The sequence below is a fragment of the Sorangium sp. So ce887 genome, assembly GCF_051521455.1.
In the GTDB taxonomy this organism is placed as follows: domain Bacteria; phylum Myxococcota_A; class Polyangia; order Polyangiales; family Polyangiaceae; genus Sorangium.
Map to the genome: position 1 here is coordinate 3,781,569 of NZ_CP150354.1, position 17,696 is coordinate 3,799,264.

Annotated in this window: 15 protein-coding genes; 10 read left to right on the forward strand and 5 right to left on the reverse strand. The window is 72.9% G+C overall.

Annotation, left to right across the window (positions count from 1 at the left end; genetic code table 11):
- The first annotated feature begins 578 nt into the window (after window positions 1–578).
- Window positions 579–1,712, forward strand: a complete 1,134-nt coding sequence (locus tag WMF36_RS14080) for an STAS domain-containing protein (protein ID WP_437580105.1) — start codon at window positions 579–581, stop codon at window positions 1,710–1,712.
- Between the two features lie 328 nt (window positions 1,713–2,040).
- Window positions 2,041–2,649 carry a nuclear transport factor 2 family protein gene (locus tag WMF36_RS14085; RefSeq protein WP_437580106.1) on the forward strand — a complete coding sequence of 203 codons (609 nt, stop codon included), beginning with the start codon at window positions 2,041–2,043 and terminating at the stop codon, window positions 2,647–2,649.
- 43 nt (window positions 2,650–2,692) lie between these two features.
- On the opposite strand, the gene WMF36_RS14090 is transcribed toward WMF36_RS14085, so the two are convergent.
- The 5 genes from WMF36_RS14090 to WMF36_RS14110 form a co-directional block, all read right to left on the reverse strand.
- Window positions 2,693–3,472 (reverse strand): hypothetical protein, encoded by a 780-nt coding sequence (locus WMF36_RS14090; protein WP_437580107.1) that lies wholly within the window; start codon window positions 3,470–3,472, stop codon window positions 2,693–2,695.
- The gene (locus tag WMF36_RS14095) at window positions 3,472–4,446 is read right to left on the reverse strand and encodes a hypothetical protein (RefSeq protein WP_437580108.1); all 975 of its coding nucleotides are present in this window, start codon (window positions 4,444–4,446) and stop codon (window positions 3,472–3,474) included. The genes WMF36_RS14090 and WMF36_RS14095 overlap by 1 nt, the downstream gene beginning before the upstream one ends.
- Window positions 4,447–4,462: 16 nt before the next feature.
- Window positions 4,463–5,944: a serine/threonine-protein kinase gene (locus tag WMF36_RS14100; protein ID WP_437580109.1), complete on the reverse strand. Its 1,482-nt coding sequence runs from the start codon at window positions 5,942–5,944 to the stop codon at window positions 4,463–4,465.
- 98 nt (window positions 5,945–6,042) lie between these two features.
- Window positions 6,043–6,540, reverse strand: coding sequence for an anthrone oxygenase family protein (locus tag WMF36_RS14105; protein WP_437580110.1), 498 nt, complete (start codon window positions 6,538–6,540; stop codon window positions 6,043–6,045).
- Window positions 6,541–6,563: 23 nt separating this feature from the next.
- Window positions 6,564–7,253, reverse strand: coding sequence for an alpha/beta hydrolase family protein (locus WMF36_RS14110; RefSeq protein WP_437580111.1), 690 nt, complete (start codon window positions 7,251–7,253; stop codon window positions 6,564–6,566).
- Between the two features lie 457 nt (window positions 7,254–7,710).
- Here WMF36_RS14110 and WMF36_RS14115 point away from each other — a divergent pair, with 457 nt between their 5' ends.
- The 8 genes from WMF36_RS14115 (at window position 7,711) to WMF36_RS14150 (ending at window position 17,696) form a co-directional block, all read left to right on the forward strand.
- Entirely contained in the window at window positions 7,711–8,625 is a 915-nt protein-coding gene (locus tag WMF36_RS14115; protein WP_437580112.1) for a hypothetical protein, read from the forward strand.
- Window positions 8,626–9,732: a hypothetical protein gene (locus WMF36_RS14120; protein WP_437580113.1), complete on the forward strand. Its 1,107-nt coding sequence runs from the start codon at window positions 8,626–8,628 to the stop codon at window positions 9,730–9,732.
- 74 nt (window positions 9,733–9,806) lie between these two features.
- Window positions 9,807–10,340: an LEA type 2 family protein gene (locus WMF36_RS14125; RefSeq protein WP_437580114.1), complete on the forward strand. Its 534-nt coding sequence runs from the start codon at window positions 9,807–9,809 to the stop codon at window positions 10,338–10,340.
- A 228-nt stretch (window positions 10,341–10,568) separates the two neighbouring features.
- Window positions 10,569–11,306, forward strand: coding sequence for an RNA polymerase sigma factor (locus WMF36_RS14130; protein WP_437580115.1), 738 nt, complete (start codon window positions 10,569–10,571; stop codon window positions 11,304–11,306).
- Window positions 11,303–12,352, forward strand: a complete 1,050-nt coding sequence (locus WMF36_RS14135; RefSeq protein WP_437580116.1) for a hypothetical protein — start codon at window positions 11,303–11,305, stop codon at window positions 12,350–12,352. Before WMF36_RS14130 ends, WMF36_RS14135 begins: the two co-directional genes overlap by 4 nt.
- Window positions 12,349–15,183, forward strand: a complete 2,835-nt coding sequence (locus WMF36_RS14140; protein ID WP_437580117.1) for a CHAT domain-containing protein — start codon at window positions 12,349–12,351, stop codon at window positions 15,181–15,183. The genes WMF36_RS14135 and WMF36_RS14140 overlap by 4 nt, the downstream gene beginning before the upstream one ends.
- A gap of 266 nt (window positions 15,184–15,449) precedes the next feature.
- Complete coding sequence (locus WMF36_RS14145; RefSeq protein WP_437580118.1) at window positions 15,450–15,896, forward strand: hypothetical protein; 447 nt, start codon at window positions 15,450–15,452, stop codon at window positions 15,894–15,896.
- Between the two features lie 834 nt (window positions 15,897–16,730).
- Window positions 16,731–17,696, forward strand: coding sequence for a sigma-54 interaction domain-containing protein (locus WMF36_RS14150; protein ID WP_437580119.1), 966 nt, complete (start codon window positions 16,731–16,733; stop codon window positions 17,694–17,696).

The window sequence follows — 17,696 nt, forward strand, 5'->3', positions numbered from 1 at the left end:
AGCATTGCATGGAGCAAAATCGCCTCAGGGGGCGCTGCGTGGAGCAGAAACGCCTCACTCGATGCCCTTGCCACGCCTCGTGTCTTCGTCAGTGCTCTGCCACGGATCGCGGATGGGCGGCCTCCGACATCGGCGAAGCTGCACAGTTGTCGTGTGCCTGTCTTCGCTCCACAACCTGCGGGCATGAGCCGGTGACAGAGAGATAGAGTGCGCCATTGTCGCACCCTGGTGCACGCTGTCCGCTCGGTCGATGTCAGCGGCTCCGGGACCGGCGGCGCTTCAGCGCGACGTCACGCGAAGCTCGTACTCACCCCGCGCCGTGTGACCGCGCCCGTACTCGAGGTTGAGGTCGGCGACGCCGGGAATCCCCATTACAGGCGAAAGGGTCCTGCCACGTGTACGGCAACACACTGGAAGCGGCGGTCGACGACGCGCGCCTGGGAGCGAGACGGGCGTGCTCGCTGCTGCGCGTGGCCGCAGCGCGGCGGGCAAGCGGGCGGGAGCTCCCCAGAGGCGAGAGGCCGGGGCTCTGGTCCTCGACACTGGCGGCTTGATCCATGTAGCGTGTCAAACTCGACATGGGCCAGCCCGACAGCACGACCAGCACGCTTGACGACTTTTTCCTGCATTGTACGGAGTTGGTCTTCATCGCCAGCGAGAGCGGCGCGCTCCTCCATAGCAGCCGCGCGCTCACGAGCGCGATGAGCGCCGAGCTCCTCGATGCGTCCTCGCGAGCGGGGCTCGCCCCCCTGGTCCACCAGGACGACAGGCGCTCGTTCGACGAGGCGTGGGAGGGCCTCCGCGCCGCGGCAGAGCCCATGGCCGTCGATGTGAGGCTGAAGACGGCGGACGGCTCATTCAGGTACTTCCAGTGCACCGCGCGATGGGTGCCCGAGAAGGAAGAGGTGTATGGAACGCTCCGCGACGCCGAGGAGCGGATCAAGCACGAGATTAAGCTCAAGCTCCTCGACGCGATCAACGACCACCTCCCCATCTGCCTGTGGGCGATCGACGAGCGAGGGGTCTTCGTCCTCCACGAGGGGAAGGGGCTCGCGGCCGCCGGGTTCAAGCCGGGGCAGTTCGTCGGCCTCAACCTCTTCGAGCTCTACCCGGAAGAGGGCACGGCGATGGTGCGCAAGGCGCTCGAGGGCACGATGTCCTACTTCGTCGTCGAGATCGACGGCGTCCACTGGGAGTCCTGGTATCTGCCCATCCAGAACGAGCGCGGTGACGTCACCCACGTCGTGGGGGTCACCCTCGACATCACGGCCTCGAAGCGCACCGAGCAGGAGCTCCGCGGGAAGCTCCAGCTCATCGAGCGGCAGCAGCAGGTCATCCGCGCGCTGTCGACGCCGATCCTCCAGGTGTGGGACCGCGTGCTCACGCTGCCCCTCGTGGGCATGTTCGACACCACGCGCGCCGCCGACGTGATGGAGGGCGTCCTCCGCGAGGTCGTCCGGACGCAGGCGCACTATGCCATCCTCGATCTCACCGGGATCGAGGTGATGGACACCGAGACGGTGAACCACCTCTTGAAGCTCTCCTCGGCCATCAGGCTCCTCGGCGCCGAGGGGATCATCACAGGGATCCACCCGGCGATCGCCCAGACGCTCGTCGGGCTCGGCGTGGATCTCTCGTCGATCGAGACGCGCTCGACGCTGCGGCAGGGTCTCGAGCACTGCATTCGAAGGATGGGCCGCGAGGCCAGGTAGCGCGGCTCACCCTCGCCGGCCGCCCGGCGCGAGCTCTCCCGCCAGCGTCCCCGCGCTGGACGCGCGACCGCGCGGCCGCGCAGGCGCGCGGTCTGCCAGCGTGCGTCGACGTCGCCGGCGAGCGCCGCACAGGCGATGAATCCGCACGTGCGCCTGAACCAGCAGGGCGCCAACGTCGAGTGTGCGACAGGAACATGTGGCAAGAAGCCCTGGCGCCCGAGTCACGAGCATTCGTGAAGAACTGTGCTTGACTCGATTTGTTAAGACATTTATATAATATTGTTGATCCTTGGCGACGTGCGCGCGCCCAGCGAAAGAGGTGAGATCTATGAGCACGAACGGCGATCGTTTCAGCAGCTTTCTGCGTCGTGTCCTGCCGGTGGCCTCCACGCTCGCGCTGGCGGGCGCTGTCATCGTGTCGGTCGCGACGCCCGCGGAGGGCACGTCCCCGAACGGCCTGCCAGAGCTCAAGGCGCTGCAGGAGATCGAGCAGCTCGAGTACTGCTATGCGGCCGGGACCGACGCGATCGGCCGCGGTGATCTGGCGACGGGCAAGCAGATCTACGCGAAGTGCTTCACGCCGGACGCCCCCGTCTTGATCTGGGAAGCCGGCGCCGCGCCGGGCGATCCGCCGGTGATCTCGGTGCCCAGCGCCGCGGCCTGGGCCGATCTCATCGACGTCCTGTTCGCTGACTCCGGTTATGTGGGCACGCAGCACCTGATCAGCAACGTTCGTATCGATATCCTCCCCGGCGGCCACCGGGCGAAGATCACCTCCTACCTGATCGCGACGCACGTCTACGACCCGGTCAGCAGCGCCCACATCGCGTACGGCACGTACGAGAACGAGGCGGTCCGGACGCCCTCGGGCTGGAAGCTCAGCAAGCGCACGTTCCGCACCCTCTCGTTCATGCGCGTCGACTCGCCGCCTCCCTGAGCGAGCGCCGCGAGCGGTCGTCACCGCCGCGCGCCGCCGGCGGTCACGGGACGAAGGCGATGTCGTCGACGAGCAGATCGAACACGGTCGACTTCGCCGTGTGGAACTCCACCGAGTAGACGTGCGCGGCGTCGAGCGCGGAGGGCGCCGGCACGCCCCAGCCGTCCGGGCTGAGAGCGGAGAACATGACCGTGTACTGCGCCCACTCCGTCGTGAGGTCGAGCCCCTCGCCGAAGTGGTCGCCGCAGCCCGATCCCTCGCACACGCCGCCTTCGCGATCGGTGTTGCGGTCGGGGAGGTTCACGTAAATGTGGGTCGGCGCCGCCGCCTTGGCCCAGAAGGTCAGGCCCGCGTAGGCGGAAGCGTCGTAGCTCAGCTTCGCGCCCCCTGGGGCGAGGTTCAGGTCAAACCCCATCCCGGCCCCCCTCGAGATGAAGCCGCTTCCGGCGACGTGGGCGGCGTAGTCGCTCGGGTCGTGCCCGGGCGATACGGGCACGAACGGGCGACCGGGTAGCGGCGTTTGCGTGCCGCTCCGGGTGCCATCGTTGTACGTGTACCAGCTGCCGACGCGGCCCTCACACCGGAGGATCGCGCTGTCGCCGTCCTCCAGGTCATCCAGGAGCGCCGTGCAGGGAGGCGGCTCGGCCCCGGCGTCCGATGCGCCGGCGCCCCCGGCACCGGCGGCACCCGCGGCGCCCCCGGCACCCCCATTGAGATCGAACGGATCGGGGTCGTACTCGCCGGACGAGATGCCGAGGACGAGACCGCATCCGGCCGCGACCATCGACGCGCAGAGACCGACGATGAGCACCTGGAGACGCATCAGAAGCTGCCTCGCACGAGCGCGCCGCCCACCGTGGGCGTCAGCCTGACCGACGCGCCCGTCGTCGGGCTCTTCGCGGTGAGCCAGAGCACGCCGCCGCCGGCGATGGCCGCGAGGCCGACGCCGAAGACCACCGTCGCGACGTTCGCGCGCGCCACGGCGCTGTCGCGGATGTCCATGCCGCGCCGATCGCAGCGGTCGCCGTTGCAGAACGCGCTCGACTCGTCGAACCTCGACCTGGCCGCGAAGCCGAGCGCCGTCGCGACGCCGGCGGTCACGATCCCCGCGCCTCCCGTGACGAGCGCGAGCGTGCGGCGCCCCGTGCCCGCGCCGCCCGCGTCATCCGAAGCGGGGCCGTCCTCCAGCGGGCGCACGACGAGGGTCGACGTCGCGCCGCCCGGCCCGACCTCGACCCGCGCCGTCCACGTTCGCTTGCCCGGCGCGCTCGCCTCGATGACATGGGTCCCCGCGTCGACCGGCATGGGCACGCCCCACTGGCCGGGGCCGACCGGCGTGCCGCCGCGCTTCACCTCGAGGCCCGGCGTGCTCGCGTCCTCGACGACCACCGTGAGGCGGGAGACCTTCGGCTGGACGGCCGCCGCGCGCTCGCGCGCCCTCGCCTCCTTCTCCCGGTCGCCGCTCGCGCGCACCCGGGCAGCGACCTCGAGGAAATGCGCCCACGCGGAGGCCATCTTGCCGATGCGCTCGTAGCAATCGGCGAGGAAGTAGCGGGTGTTGATGCTGTCATAGAGGCGAAGGCTCTCTTCGTATCTGGGGCAGGCGCGCGCCGGCTGGCCAGCATCGATGAGCTCTCCCGCCTCCCTGAACAGCGCCACGGCGCCCGCCTTGTCCTCGGCCCTCGCCGCGCCGCCTCCCGCGAGCGCAGCCGTCAGGCCGGCGCCGATCGCGCAGAGGCACGCGACCCACCTGCGCCCGCGCCTCGCTCGGCTTTTCGTCGTCTGCTGGGGCGTCATCGTCTCTGCGAGGGGTTCAGAAGACATCGCGATTGAAGGGGTCGGCGCTGGCAGGGCGCTTCACGGGCGGCGCGCTGCGCCTCGGGGGAGCCGCGCCGCCCGGCTTCGCGGCCTTCGGCGCCGCGGTGGCCGTGGCGCGCGCGTCCGGTCGCGGCCCCTCGGCCGACGCGCCGGGCGCGGCGCTCGGCGGCAGCGCGTCGCTCGCGGAAGGCGCGATCGCCGGGGGCGGCGCGTCGCTCGCGGAAGGCGCGATCGCCGCGGGCGGCGCGGCGCTCGGCGGCGTGGCGCGGGGCTCCGCTGCTGCGCCCCGAGGGCCCGCTGCCGGCGCGGTCTCACGCTCGACGGGGGCCGGTGCTCGGGGTGACAGGCGCCAGAGGAACAGGCCGCAGCTCACGATCGCAACGCCGAGCCCGAGCGCGATGGGCAAGGTGCGCCTCTCGCGCGATGCCTGCTTCCCGGTCGTCGTGCCGAGCGGTGCGATGGTGAGCGCTCCCCCGTCGAGGGGCAGGGTCGCCGCGGAGATCGCCGCCCCGGCCGTCGAGGCCGCGAGAGGAGCGCCGCCCCGCGGGGCCGCGACCGGGAGCGCGCCGCGCAGCGCGCCGAAGACGCGCTCGGCGGTCGCTCGCAGGTGCGGCGGGGCGAAGGGCGCAAGCGCGAGCGCGAGGTCCGCGATGGTCGGGTAACGGCGATCGCGATCCCGCGCGATCGCCGTGAGGATCACCCGCTCCAGGGGCTCCGGGATGTCCGGGCGCAGCGCCCGCAGACTCTGAGGCTCGCCCTGCGTGACCAGGTAGACCAGCTGCGCGAGCTCCTGCGCGACGAACGGTGTTCGCCCCGTGAGCAGCTGGAAGAGCACGACGCCCAGCGAATAGATGTCCGCGCGGCCGTCAACGTCGCTGGCCGAGCGGAGCTGCTCGGGGGACATGTAAAGAGGCGAGCCGAGCACGCCCCCGACCCGCGTCAGCGCGTGGTCCTCTGCGTGCGTCATCTTCGAGATCCCGAAGTCGAGCACCTTGACGCACGGCGAGCCATCCGCGTTCCGCGTGAGGAACAGATTGCTCGGCTTCACGTCCCGGTGGACGATGCCTTGCGCGTGCGCCTCCGCGAGCGCCTCGCACGCCTGGAGCACGAGCTCGATGGCCAGGGGCACCTGGAGATATCCGCTCTCCGCGAGCACGGCGGCGAGGTCCTTCCCCTCGAGGTGGTCCATCACCATGTAGGGCGCGCCGTTCTCCAGCGTGCCGACGTCGGTGACGCGCACGACGTGCGGGCTGCGAATGCGCACGGCGGCGCGCCCTTCTCTCAGAAAGCGCTGGAGGACCTCTGCGTCCTGCACGTACCTCGGCAGGAGCACCTTGATCGCGACGCGATCGTCGAGCGCGAGGTGGCGCGCAGCGACGACGAGCCCCATCGCGCCCCGTCCGAGGACGTTCTCCACGCGGTACTTGCCGAGGAGCACGTCTCCGGGGGCAATCGGGTACTCGTCGGGGGTGAACATGATGGACCGGGCATGGTGGCGAAGGGGCGTCCAATATGCCACGGTCAGAAGTTTTGGCAATTCCACCGCATCGGCCTCCCTCCGTGTCTGAATCGCGGTCACTCGGCGCGCGCGCGCTGGACGAGGGCGAGCGTGAACAGGGCGGCGGACGCGAGGGCCGCCAGCGTCCGCACGGTGTTCCACGTCGTCCACGCGGGGACGTAGCGAGACCACGTCTCCGCGGCCATCGCGGTCTCCGGCGAGACCCGCTCCAGCGCATCGTTGAGCGGGACGTTGCGCGTCATCGTGCAAAGGAATGTGCCGATGAGGTACAGCGCGCTCGCGGCGATGCGGAGCTTCGAGCCCGCCTCCGACCAGCTGAGCACCGAGACGACGATCAGGACCAGGCACGCCCCCGCCGTTCCCACGAACACGCCCAGGAACGATCGATTCAGCACGACCACGTTGATCGACTGCATCGCCGCGATCCCCTCCGCCGGCGGGAGCCTGGCCAGCGCAGGCATCACGAAGCTCGAGAACGCGAAGAACGCCCCCGCGATCAGCCCACACCCGAGCGTCGACCCGAGGGTCAGGAAGAACAGTGCTTGCGGGATCATCGGCTCACATCCTCCATCCGTGGTCATGGCTTCTTGCCAGAGGCCTGCTTCACGAGCCAGGCGTCGACGGCGGCGAGGATCTCGGCGAGCACGCTGTCCCCCGTCCGGCCCGCAGATTTCAGGAGCTCGAGCGAGTGGTCGCCGCCCTCCACCACATGCAGGCTCGCGCGCCTGCCGAGGCGCTTCAGCACCGGCCGGAGGAGATCGAGCTGGCACAGAGGATCGCGCGTGCCCTGGAGGAAGAGCATCGGCGCCTTGATGGCCGAGAGGTGCTCATCGCGGAGCGGGGCGCGCTTGCCCGCGGGGTGCAGCGGGTAGCCGAGGAACACGAGCCCGTCGCAGGGGACGGCCCGCGCCGCGAGGAGCGAGGCGATCCGCCCGCCCATGGATTTGCCGCCGATCACCAGCCGATCCGGCTTCTCCTTCCGTAGCCGCGCGATGGCCGCCTCGTAGGCGCTCTCGAGCTTCTCCGGCCTGTCGGGCGCCTTGCGGCCGAGCTCCTTGTACGGGAAGTTGAAGCGCAGCACGGTGTGCCCGCGGTCGTTGAGCCCCCTGGCGACGTCGACCAGGAGCGGCGCGTGCATGTCGCCGCCGGCCCCGTGGCCCAGCACCACGGCCACGCCGGAGCGCTTCGCGCGCGCAGAGGGCGCGTGGAGCACGCCCGAGACCGCGTTGCCGCCTGCGATGGGGATCGAGAGCGCTCGCTCGGGCATGGAGCCCTCATGCCATGGCGGAGGGGCCCATGTCGAGGAGTCGCTGGCGCGCGGCTCTGCTTGCCGATTCGACATGTCCGCGCTCGCGGGGAGTGCCCTCTCGACGCGTCTGCCGACGAGCGACTCGGGAGGTCTACCCCTGCATGCTCCCCTTGATCCGCGCATCGCGCCCGGGAAAGATCGTCGCCATGGCTCGAACAGCTCCGGTCCCGAACATCCCTGCCATTCCCGGAATGAACCCGGGCGTCTTCGTGCTCGGCGGGGGCGGCGGCGCCGGAGGAAAGGGCGGGAGCGGGGGCAATGGAAACGGCGACCGGCAGGGCGCCGGGGCAACAGCGGCGGCCAGAACGCCGACGGAGGAGGGAAGGGCGGGGGCGCCTGCGGGCAGGGCACCGGCGCCGCCGCCTGCACGAACTCCCGCCACGGCGGAAACGGAGGCACGGCCGCCGGCGATCCCGTGGACATCGTGACGGGGCGGGTCTTCACGGTCTCGTCCCGAGCGGTGGGGTGGCTCCGGCAGCGCGGCGCCGTGCGCGATCCCGGTCGCGTCATGGCGCCGGAGGTCCTCCGCGAGCACCTCGCGCGCCGGGGGCTGACGGAGGTGGAGGCCCTGCTGCGGTTCGAGGAGGTCTTCGGCGGCGTCTGTGTCCCGTCGGCGGAGGGAGAGGCGCTGTGGTTCGGGATCGGGCTGGAGATCGAGCGCGGCGTGCGCCCGCGGGGGGGGCGGGCGGCGATGGGCGATTTCCCGCAGGGAACGTACTGGATGGACGCGCGCGGTCGGGTCGTGATCGACGACGGGGTGGTGGAGTCGTTCGTCCTGGCCGAGGACGCGCGGCACCTCTTCGAGCGGTTCGCGATCGGGCAGGAGTATCCGGTGGCCGCCTTCAGCTGGCCCGGGCGCGTCGCCGTGGATATGACGGTCGATGTCGCGGCTGAGCTTGCCGCGGCGATGGGCGCCGAGCGCGTGGACGAGCTCAGCGACGCCTGTCAGGCGGTGTTCCAGAAGGGCGATCTCGCGATCTGGTCTCCTCCTTCGTTCGCAGAGATGAGCGTGGCGCCGTGCACCGCGGTGGCGAGCGACACCGAGAGCGTGCGTGCGCTCGTCGCGGCGGTGCGCGAGCGATTCCCCGATCTCGGCCTGAGCGTGCGCGTCGGCGGGGCGCAGGGCGAGGAGCGCAGCGGCGCGCCGGCGCCCGAGATGCCGGCCGGCGTCCCGTATGAGCGGTGGGACGACGGCGGTGCGACCGGCGCGGTCGCGCTCTCGGACGACGGGGGCGTCGTACAATGGATCGCGTCGGGCGACGAGGTCATCGTGGAGCAGATCACCCGCGATGGATTCCGCAGGATCCGTTTCGGGCGCGCTGAACCGTGATTGGCGTCGACGGTGGCGGGCTGGCGGTGCGTGGTTAGACGTCTGGCGGTGCGTGGCCAGACGTCTGCCTGCGGCACGCTCAGGCCATCGGCTGCAGAGGATGCGTCGAATTCCAAACGCATCGCGCTGACAGCAGGTAAGCGCTCATCGCGGCGCCGTCGTGCCCGCGGAGCGTGCCTTTTTGTTGGTCTCGTCCGCGCGGCATGTCAGCGTGCGCCCGTCATGCGAAACCGATTCGATCGGCTGGCAAAGGACATCGCTCAAGAGGGGCTCACGCCGACAGGCAAGGTGGTGACCGACGCGGAGGTCGCCGGAGATCCGCAGCGTGCGGACGTGTGGTACGAGCCCGATCCGGCGCGCGCATCGGGACGAGAGCGGCTTGGGCTCCTCGGCCGCCTCGCGGCGACGGCGTGCACCATCGAGGCCTACAGCGACACGCCGAGCGCCGATGAGGCGCGCGCGTGCGTGGAGAAGCACCTCGCCGTATGGCGAAGCTGCGGAGCCCGCGATCGCGCGGCAGAGCCCCCGTTCCTGTGGATATTGTCGACCGGCCGCCCCACGGCCGTGCTCGACGGCCTGCGCTCGGAGACGATGACCGGCTGGCCCGCGGGAGTGTACGAAGGCCCGCGCCTGCTGCGGACCGCCGTCGTCGTGCTCGCCGAGCTGCCCCGCGTGCGCTCGACCGTCCTGATCCGGCTGATGGGCGGTGGGCGTGTGCTGCGAGAGGCGATCGACGATTTCCGCCAGTTGCCGGAGGATGCGCCGGAGCGGGCCATCGCGCTCGGTCCTCTGCTACGCTTCCGCGCGGAGGTCGCCAAGCGCGGGCCGGCGACGCCGGAGGAAGAGGAGTTCGTGATGACCACCCAGGAGCTCGTCGATCAGTTCATCGAGCAGGGACGCACACAGGGGATCGCGCAGGGGATCGCGCAGGGAGCCATCGAGCTGTACGAAGCTCGCTTCGGCCCCATGCCGCCGTCGCTGCGCTCCGCCGTCGAAGCCATGCGCGACCTGCCGACGCTGCGGACATGGCTCGTCCTTGCCGGCACCGGGACGCGCGAGGAGGTGCACGACGCCCTCACCGCCGCTCCCGCCGGGCGTTCGTCCTGACCCCCTCGCCGGCGCCTCGCGCGCCGCCACGCTGCGAGGTGACGGCGCGCCCCTGCGCGGCTAAGCTCTCGCCCGTGCCGAGCCCCCGGAAAATGAACCCCCTGCGCCGCCTGCCCGCGCTCGCGCTCGCAGCGCTGGCGGCGATCGCCGGTCCCGCCTGCGTCAGCAAGCCGACGATGCAGCTCGATCACGCCGAGATCACCGGCATCCGCATCGCCTTCCCGCCGAGCCTCGGCGTCCTGATGACCGTGGTCGTCAACGTCCACAACCCGAACTCGTACGACGTCGCCGTGCGCGCGGTCCGCGGTCAGGTCGTGCTCGCCGGCCGCTACACGATGCCGGTCGACTTCCGCGCCAGCGGCGACGGGGTCTGGCTCCCCTCCGACCGCACGACCCAGGTCCGCGTCCCCGTCAGCCTCCCCGTCGATCTCGGCTTCCAGCTGGTCCGCGAGTCGTTCTCCTCGCCCGTCATCCCGTACCGCTTCAGCGGCCGCGCCGACGTCACGGCCACGCGCACCTTCCGGCTCGAGGCAGACGATTACTCCGTCGACGACCACGGCGTCGTCTCCCGCCAGCAGATCGAGGCCGCCCTCGGCATCCTGCGATAGGCTCCGCGGCGCGCCGGGCGCCGAGACCCGCAAGACACGCTCTCCTGCCCGCAAGACACGCTCTCCTGGAGGACGTCAGTCCACTTCGCTGCTGTCCGGCGCCGCGCCTCCGGATCGAACAGCGCCGCAGCGCCGCCGTGGGCCCGCAGGGGTCGAGTCGTCCGGCGAGAGACTGCCTGGATTGACGGGCACGTTGCGCGCGTCTATCGGTGTGCGTTGGTGCCATCGATGTCCCACCCGCCCGAGCCGCCGTGGACGCTCGTCGACGCCGCCAGGCGGGAGCCCGGGGCGGCGGCGACCTCCGAGCTCGCGCTCGCGCTGATCGCGCGGGCCGTGGGGGGAGAGCCGGCGGCGGTCAGGGCGCTCGTCGATCTGCTCACGCCCACCATCCAGCAGCGGGTCATGCGGCCGCTGCTCCGCCGCCGCCGGGCAGCGGGGCACCGCGATGTGCGACAGGAGGTCGAGGACATGATGCAGAGCGTGTTCCTCGCCCTCTTCGCGGACGGCGGGCGCACGCTCCGCCAGTGGGACCCCGCGCGGGGGCTCTCGCTCACGAGCTTCGTGGGGCTCGTGGCCGAGCGCGAGGCGTGCTCGATCCTGCGCAGCCGCCGCCGGAACCCCTGGACCGAGCAGCCCACCGAGGACGACGCGCTCGAGCGCGTCGACGGCGCGTCCGTCTCGCCCGAGCCGGCGGCGATCTCGCGCGATCTGCTCGCGGCCCTCGCCGACCGGCTCCGCGACCGGCTGAGCGAGCGCGGGCTCGAGCTCTTCTACCTCCTGCTCGTCGACGAAAGATCCACCGAGGACGCCTGTGCCATCACCGGCATGACGGCGGACGCCGTGTATGCCTGGCGGAGCCGCATCGCCCGGCTGGTCCGGCAGATCGCCGCGGAGCTCGCCGCCGAGGCCGAGGCGCCGAGACGAACGCCCTCGGCAGAGTCAACGACCCCGGAGCGCGCAAGATGACCGACAGGGACGACGAGCTGCTGAAGGCGGTGGCGAGCGCCGCGCGCGCGGAGGATCGGGCGAGCGATCCGCGCTGGTCGGCGAGGGTGGACGGCACGCTCGCGCAGGGCGAGATCGACGCGCTGGAGGCGCTCGCGGAGCGCTCCGTGGAGGATCGCGCGGCCTGGGAAGCGTCGCGGCCGCTGGACAGCGAGGCGCGGGCGCGGATCGCCGACCGGCTCCTGGCCGGGCTGCAGGCGAACGGGGGGGAGCGCGGCGGGACGGCGGCGAGCGCGGGCGAGGCGGGGGAGAGCGCGGGCGTGCCGGCGTCGACCGGCGCGCCGCGCGCGGCGGCGACCGGCGCGCCGGCGGCGGGCGCGCCGCACGCGGGCATGATGGGCGAGCCGCGGTCGGCTGCGAGCACCGAGGCAGCCCCCGCGGGCCGGGTCGTTCCGCTGGCGGCGACGCCTGGCCGGGCACGGTGGCTCGCCGCCGCGGCGCTCCTGGCGGCGGCCGCGGCGTGGCTCCTCGTCGCGCGGCCGTCGACGGAGGACCCTGGCCGTCACCCCGGCGGCGCGACCGGAGAGCCGGGCGCGCTGGCCCTGGCCTCGGTGCCCGCCTACACGCTCTCGGTCGCTGGGGGCGAGGTCGGACAACGGTCCGCGAGCGGCGACGCCGGCGCGCCCGAGACCGTGCGCCTCGGCCCCGGGTCGAGGCTCGAGATCGCCCTCAGGCCCGCAACCCGGGTCGAGGGCCCCGTCGCGGTGCGAGCCTTCTTGATCGCAGGGGACAGGGCGCTCCCCTGGGACGTGCGCGCCGAGGTGTCGGCGCAGGGCGCAGCGCGCATCGCAGGCGACACGGAGACGCTCTTCCACGGCGTGCCCGAGGGCGAGTGGGAGATCGCGATCGCGATCGGGCGGCTCGAGGCCCTGCCGGACAGGCCCGTCGAGCTCGCGGGCGAGCCGCGGAGCGAAGGCGAAAAATCCAATATATTTCGTATGTTACGTCTCAAGGTGCGCCTGCTCCCGAGGGAGGCTCCGTCCCTCCCGCCGCCGAAGACTCCATGAGGCGCCGCCGGGCGCTCCGGATCGCCGGGCTCGGCGGGGCGCTGCTCGGCGCGGTGGCGCTGCTCGGCGCGGTGGCGCTCGTCTCCGGCGGCGACGCGCGCGACAGCGCAGCCTCCTCCGGCGGCGACGCGCGCGATCCGGCAGCCCCCGCGGCATCACCGCCGCCGCCCCTCGAGGTCGAGTTCGCCGGCTGCGGCGCCGTGCATGCCGGCCCCGCCTGCGCCCTGCCCGACGACAGGACGATCCGCCTCTGGATCAAGGCGCCCCAGGACGCTCGCGTCGCCGTCGCGGCCGACGCGACCCCGGTCCCGCTCGACGGCGCGCCGGTCCAGGGAGGCCTGCTCGTCCGGGTCCCCGTGCCCGCCGGCGCCGCCGCCCTCTCGGTGACCGCCGAGCGGAACGGCGGGCGCGCGGCCTTTCGCCTGCCGCTCCTCCCGCCCCTCGTCGCGCCCGCGCTGAAGGAGGCCGAGGCGCTGCGCCGGCAGAGCAAGCTCGACGAAGCGTCGTCGGCCCTCGGCGCCCTGGCGTCGGGCCAGGATCCCACCCTCCAGGCCCTCGCGATCGGCAAGCTCGCCCGCGTGGATCTCGCGCGCGGGCGGATCCCGGAGGCGATCGCGCGCTTCGACGCGTCGATCCGGGCGCACCGCGCCGCCGGTCGGCTGTCCGACGAGTTCCTCGATCGCTTCGCCCTGTCCTACACGCTGCTCTACAACGGGCGCAGGTTCGCGGAGGCGCGCGCCGCGCTCGACCCGCTCGCGCCGCTCGAGGCGAGCCACCCGGAGGGGCGCGCGCTGAAGCTGTACTACGCCGCGCTGCTCTCGTTCGAGTCCGGCGACCTGCGCGCGGCGCTCCGGCAGCTCGACGCGTCGGCCGCGGCCGGAGGCCGCCTGGGCCTGAGCGACCACCGGCGCCACGTCCTTCAGAAGCGCGCCGAGGGCCTCCAGATGCTGGGGCGGCCGCTGGAGGCGCAGGCGCTCCTGCGCGAGGTGGAGGCGTCGATGCCCGCCGGCAGCCCCCCGTGCGACCAGGCTGTCCTGCTGAACAACATCGGCTGGAGCGCCCTGCAGGTCGCGTGGGCGAGCGCCTCGCCCGGGAGGCCCCTCGCGGACGCCGAGGCCCCGCTCGAGGCCGCGCTCGCGCTGTACGACGGGCCGTGCCCGAGGCCGGCCGAGCGGGCGAACGCGCTGACGAACCTCGCGCTGGCGAAGCTCGCGGCGGGGCAGACGGCGAGGGCGCGCGCGCTCCTCGACGAGGCGCGTCGGACGGACGCGAGCCCCGACGCCGGCGTCGCGATCTACTGGCTCGATATCGAGGGGCGCATCGCGCTGGACAGCCGCGATCCCGCGGGGGCGCTGCGGCTGTACGAGCGGCTCTCGCGGCTCGCGGAGGCGGGCGCGCTGCCCGAGGGCCGCTACCGGGCGGCGCTCGGGCGCGGGGAGGCGCTCGAGGCGCTGGGGCAGCCCGACCGCGCCCTCGCGGCCTACGAAGCCGCGGAGGCGATACGGAGCGAGCTCAGCCTGCTCGCGCCCCTCGGCGAGGGCAGGGGCGCTTTCCTCGGCCGCCTCGAGGAGGGCGCCCGCCGCTGCGTGGACCTCCTGCTCCGGCGCGATCCGGCGCGCGCCCTCGCGGCCGCCCGGCGGTCGCGCGCGCTCGCGCTCGCGGCGCTCCGGTGGGTCGACCGCATCGAGTCGCTCGACGGCGAGGCGCGGGCGCGCTGGGAGAGCGCGCTCGCCGCGTACCGTCGCGAGCGCGCCGCCCTCGACGAGGAGGGCCGCGACGACTGGCGGCTGTCGTCGGACGAGCTCGACGCCGCCCGGGCGGCGCGGGCGGCGCGCAGCCGGTCGATCCGGGCGCTGTTCGACGAGGCGCTGCTCCTGGTGAGGCGCGGAGAGCCGGCTGCGGCGGAGCCCGGGGAGGCCCCGCCGCTGGACGAGGGCGAGCTGATGCTGGTCTTCCACCCGATCCGCGCGGGGTGGGCCGGTTTCGCCGTCACCCGGGACGGCGTCGCGGCGCGCCGGCTGCCGGCGCTCGACCTCGCGGCCCCCGCCGGCGAGCTCGCCGCGCGGCTGCTCGCGCCGTTCGAGGTCCCGCTCCGCGCGGCCGGGCGCCTGCGCGTTGCGCCGTACGGCGAGCTCGATCTGATCGACGTCCACGCTCTGCCCTGGGACGGCGCGCCGCTCGTCGCGCGCATGCCCGTCGTGTACGGCCTGGATCTGCCGGGCCGCGCCGCCCCGGGGGCGGAGGGCGCCGGCGCGGCGCGGGGCGCGCTCGTCGTCGCCGATCCGCAGCGCGACCTGCCGGCCGCGCGGCGCGAGGCCGACGCCGTGGCCAGGGCGCTCGAAGGGCATGGGCGCGCGGTGGAGCGGCTGTCGGGCGGCCTGGCCACGCACGCCGCGGTCACCGGCGCGCTGGAGCAGCCCGGGATCGCGCTGTTCCACTACGCGGGCCACGGCTTCTTCGGCGGGGTCGACGGCTGGGACAGCAGCCTTCCGCTCGCCGGCGGGGGCAAGCTCGCCGTGAGCGACATCCTGGCGCTGCGACGAGCGCCTGCGCAGGTGGTCCTGTCCGGCTGCGATACGGCCCGCACCGGGGCCGCGCCGGGGGCTCGGGGGCTCGGGCTCGGTCTGGCGCAGGCGTTCCTGGTCGCCGGCGCCCGGTCGGTGATCGCGGCGACGCGCCCGGTCGACGACGCGCTGGCGGAGCGGATGATGGTGGCGCTGGTCGCCGCCGGGCAGGAGGCGCCCGGCGCGCAGCTGCGCGAGGCGACGCTCGCGGCGCTGCGCGCGACCCCGTTGTCCGACTGGGCGAGCTTCCGCGCGCTGGTGCCGTGAAGTGGCCCGCGCGCCGCGCCGCGGCCGGCGCGGCAGGAGGAGCGCGCTGGAGGGCCGCGTCCGGCTCGTCGGAGCGGCTCCGGCGCGGCGGGGCGAGCCGCGGAAGGATCCGATGCAGCGGCGCGTATCGAACGCGTGGTTCGGTACGTCAAACCCCGCGTTTTCAAGGGCCGCGCCGCGGGATTGGCCCGCTGCGCGGAACGAGGAGCGCCGGCGACCGGCGAGGGACGGAACGACCCTCGAGCGAACGCCAGGAGGATCCAATCATGGTTCTGCACCGCATCAAAGCAGCTGGTCTCTTTCTCGCCGGGGGCGCCGTGACGGCTCTCGGCGGTTTCGCCGGTCCCGAGGCGGCGATCGCGGCCGAGACTGGACCGGTGGTCCTTCAGACCCCACCGGACAAGTATCAGCCCCCCACGACTCCGTGCGGCGCTTGTTACAACATGCAGAATCGGCTGCTCTATGTGTCCCTCGACCAGCTCGATGAGATACCGGCGGTCGACCTCCATCTCTACGAGCTGGGCGGCAACCGCGCCGGCGCCTATGGCTGGCTGAAGCCGAACCAGGTCAATAAGGCATATGTCGTGTACGAGGTGCCCCAAGGGCCGACCATGGACGTCGACTCAGGCGTGATCCGCTGGACGGGCCCGTACGGGCACGTCCAGAGCCTGGAGGTCACCGTGGATGACGCCGAGCCGCAGTGCGATGAGTAGCGCGCCGGCCGCGTAGCGCGAGGACGGACGCGGGCTCGCACGCCGGCGAGGAACATGCGCCTGGTCTCCCGCCCCCTCCCGGTGGTGGCGTCCGCCCTCAGGTGGAGGCTCTGGCCTCCACGGCGCGCGACGCGTCTCGACGCACGGGTGCCGCGCGGGACATCTCGCACGATACGCGCTCCCCTCAGCGGCGGTGTTCCGCGCCACCAGGCAGCGCCGGAGCACCGGCGCGATCCCGGCCCGTCCAGGGGCCGAGGCGCGGCGTTCGGCGAGGGGATCACCGAAAGTGCGGCTTTGCGCCAGGTTGCGCCGTCCTCGCAAGAGTCGTCGTACAGGCTCGACCTGATGGCCCCGCTGGTTCCGAGGCGCGTCTGCCGGCGGGCTGAGGCGTTGGCCACCGACTTGCTTTGAGTCGTCCCCGGCCCCGGTCGCCGCCGCACCACCCCGCGCGCCAGCGCGGCTCGCGCGGAGGCGCCGTCCACACGCCGGACAAGTCCCTTCGCAGCATCGGAATCGGAATCAGAATCGGAATCAGAGTCAGAATCGGAACAGGAACCGGGCTGGAACCGAAGGACTGGATTGCCAGCGGCGTGCGTGGGGTCCGCGGGGGAGCCGCCCGGCGTGGCGCAAGGCTCCTCATGATACCTCGGGTCAGGCGGCGACGTCGAATCCGTGCGCGGTAGGTCAGCAGATGAGAAAAACGATCTATATCCTAGGGTTCTGTCGTGCCCCGCCGAGGGGCGACGCGCGCGTGGCCGGGGGGCCGTGCGGCGTCGACGGCTACGGAACTTGAGAGATGTGAATCACGCCCTTTCGTCGTGATGAGGAGCGTTCATGGTGGATGACTGTCAACCCGGTTTTCTTGCGATCGATCCGGAGATGCGGCGCCTGCGGGACGCCCTGGAGACCGTGGCTCCCACGCCGCTGCCGGTCCTGATCCTCGGCGAGACGGGGACGGGGAAAGAGGTCGTGGCGGAGTGGATCGCCGGCATGTCGCGGCACCCGCGCGAGCGGTTCGTGAAGGTCAACTGCGCGAGCCTGTCGGAGTCGCTCGTCGAGAGCGAGCTCTTCGGCCACGAGCGGGGCGCGTTCACCGGGGCGGTGGCGCCGCGCGAAGGGCTGTTCGAGGCCGCCCACGAGGGCACGCTCTTCCTCGACGAGGTCGGGGAGCTGTCCCCGCGCACGCAGGCGAAGCTCCTCCGCACGCTGGAGTACGGCGAGATCGTCCGCGTCGGGAGCACGCGCCCGCGGCGCGTGGACGTCCGGGTGATCGCGGCGACGCACCGCGATCTCGAGCAGATGGTGAGTGACGGGGACTTCCGCCAGGACCTCTACTTCCGCCTCAACGCGATCACGCTGCGGATCCCGCCGCTCCGGGCCCGCACCACCGAGATCCTCCCGCTCGCGGAGCTCTTCGCGGCGCGCCTCTCGCAGCGGCTCGGGCGCCCGGCGCCGCGGCTCGCGCCCGAGGCGACGGCCGCGCTGCTCGCGCACACCTGGCCGGGGAACATCCGGGAGCTGCGCCACGTGCTCGAGCGCGCGGTGGTCATGTCCAAGGGAGGGGCGATCCTCGCGGACCACCTGATGCTGGAGGCGCCGCGCGCCCAGGTCGAGGCCGGGATCAGGGGCGACCTGCGCTCGTTCGAGCGGGACCGCATCGTCGCCGCGCTCGACAGGACCCGCCAGAACCAGACGCGCGCCGCCGAGCTGCTCGGCGTGTCGCGGCGCACGCTCACCAACAAGCTCAACGCGTACGGCATCGCGCGACCCCGGAAGAAGGTCGCGCTGGAGGAGTGCTGA

Excerpts from the sequence above, each read along its gene's own strand:
- WMF36_RS14080 (WP_437580105.1), top strand. The coding sequence starts at position 579 with ATGGGCCAGCCCGACAGCACGACCAGCACGCTTGACGACTTTTTCCTG.
- WMF36_RS14085 (WP_437580106.1), top strand. The coding sequence starts at position 2,041 with ATGAGCACGAACGGCGATCGTTTCAGCAGCTTTCTGCGTCGTGTCCTG.
- WMF36_RS14095 (WP_437580108.1), bottom strand. The coding sequence starts at position 4,446 with ATGACGCCCCAGCAGACGACGAAAAGCCGAGCGAGGCGCGGGCGCAGG.
- WMF36_RS14150 (WP_437580119.1), top strand. The coding sequence starts at position 16,731 with ATGGTGGATGACTGTCAACCCGGTTTTCTTGCGATCGATCCGGAGATG.
- WMF36_RS14130 (WP_437580115.1), top strand. The coding sequence starts at position 10,569 with ATGTCCCACCCGCCCGAGCCGCCGTGGACGCTCGTCGACGCCGCCAGG.
- WMF36_RS14145 (WP_437580118.1), top strand. The coding sequence starts at position 15,450 with ATGGTTCTGCACCGCATCAAAGCAGCTGGTCTCTTTCTCGCCGGGGGC.
- WMF36_RS14135 (WP_437580116.1), top strand. The coding sequence starts at position 11,303 with ATGACCGACAGGGACGACGAGCTGCTGAAGGCGGTGGCGAGCGCCGCG.
- WMF36_RS14100 (WP_437580109.1), bottom strand. The coding sequence starts at position 5,944 with ATGTTCACCCCCGACGAGTACCCGATTGCCCCCGGAGACGTGCTCCTC.
- WMF36_RS14105 (WP_437580110.1), bottom strand. The coding sequence starts at position 6,540 with ATGATCCCGCAAGCACTGTTCTTCCTGACCCTCGGGTCGACGCTCGGG.
- WMF36_RS14140 (WP_437580117.1), top strand. The coding sequence starts at position 12,349 with ATGAGGCGCCGCCGGGCGCTCCGGATCGCCGGGCTCGGCGGGGCGCTG.
- WMF36_RS14110 (WP_437580111.1), bottom strand. The coding sequence starts at position 7,253 with ATGCCCGAGCGAGCGCTCTCGATCCCCATCGCAGGCGGCAACGCGGTC.
- WMF36_RS14090 (WP_437580107.1), bottom strand. The coding sequence starts at position 3,472 with ATGCGTCTCCAGGTGCTCATCGTCGGTCTCTGCGCGTCGATGGTCGCG.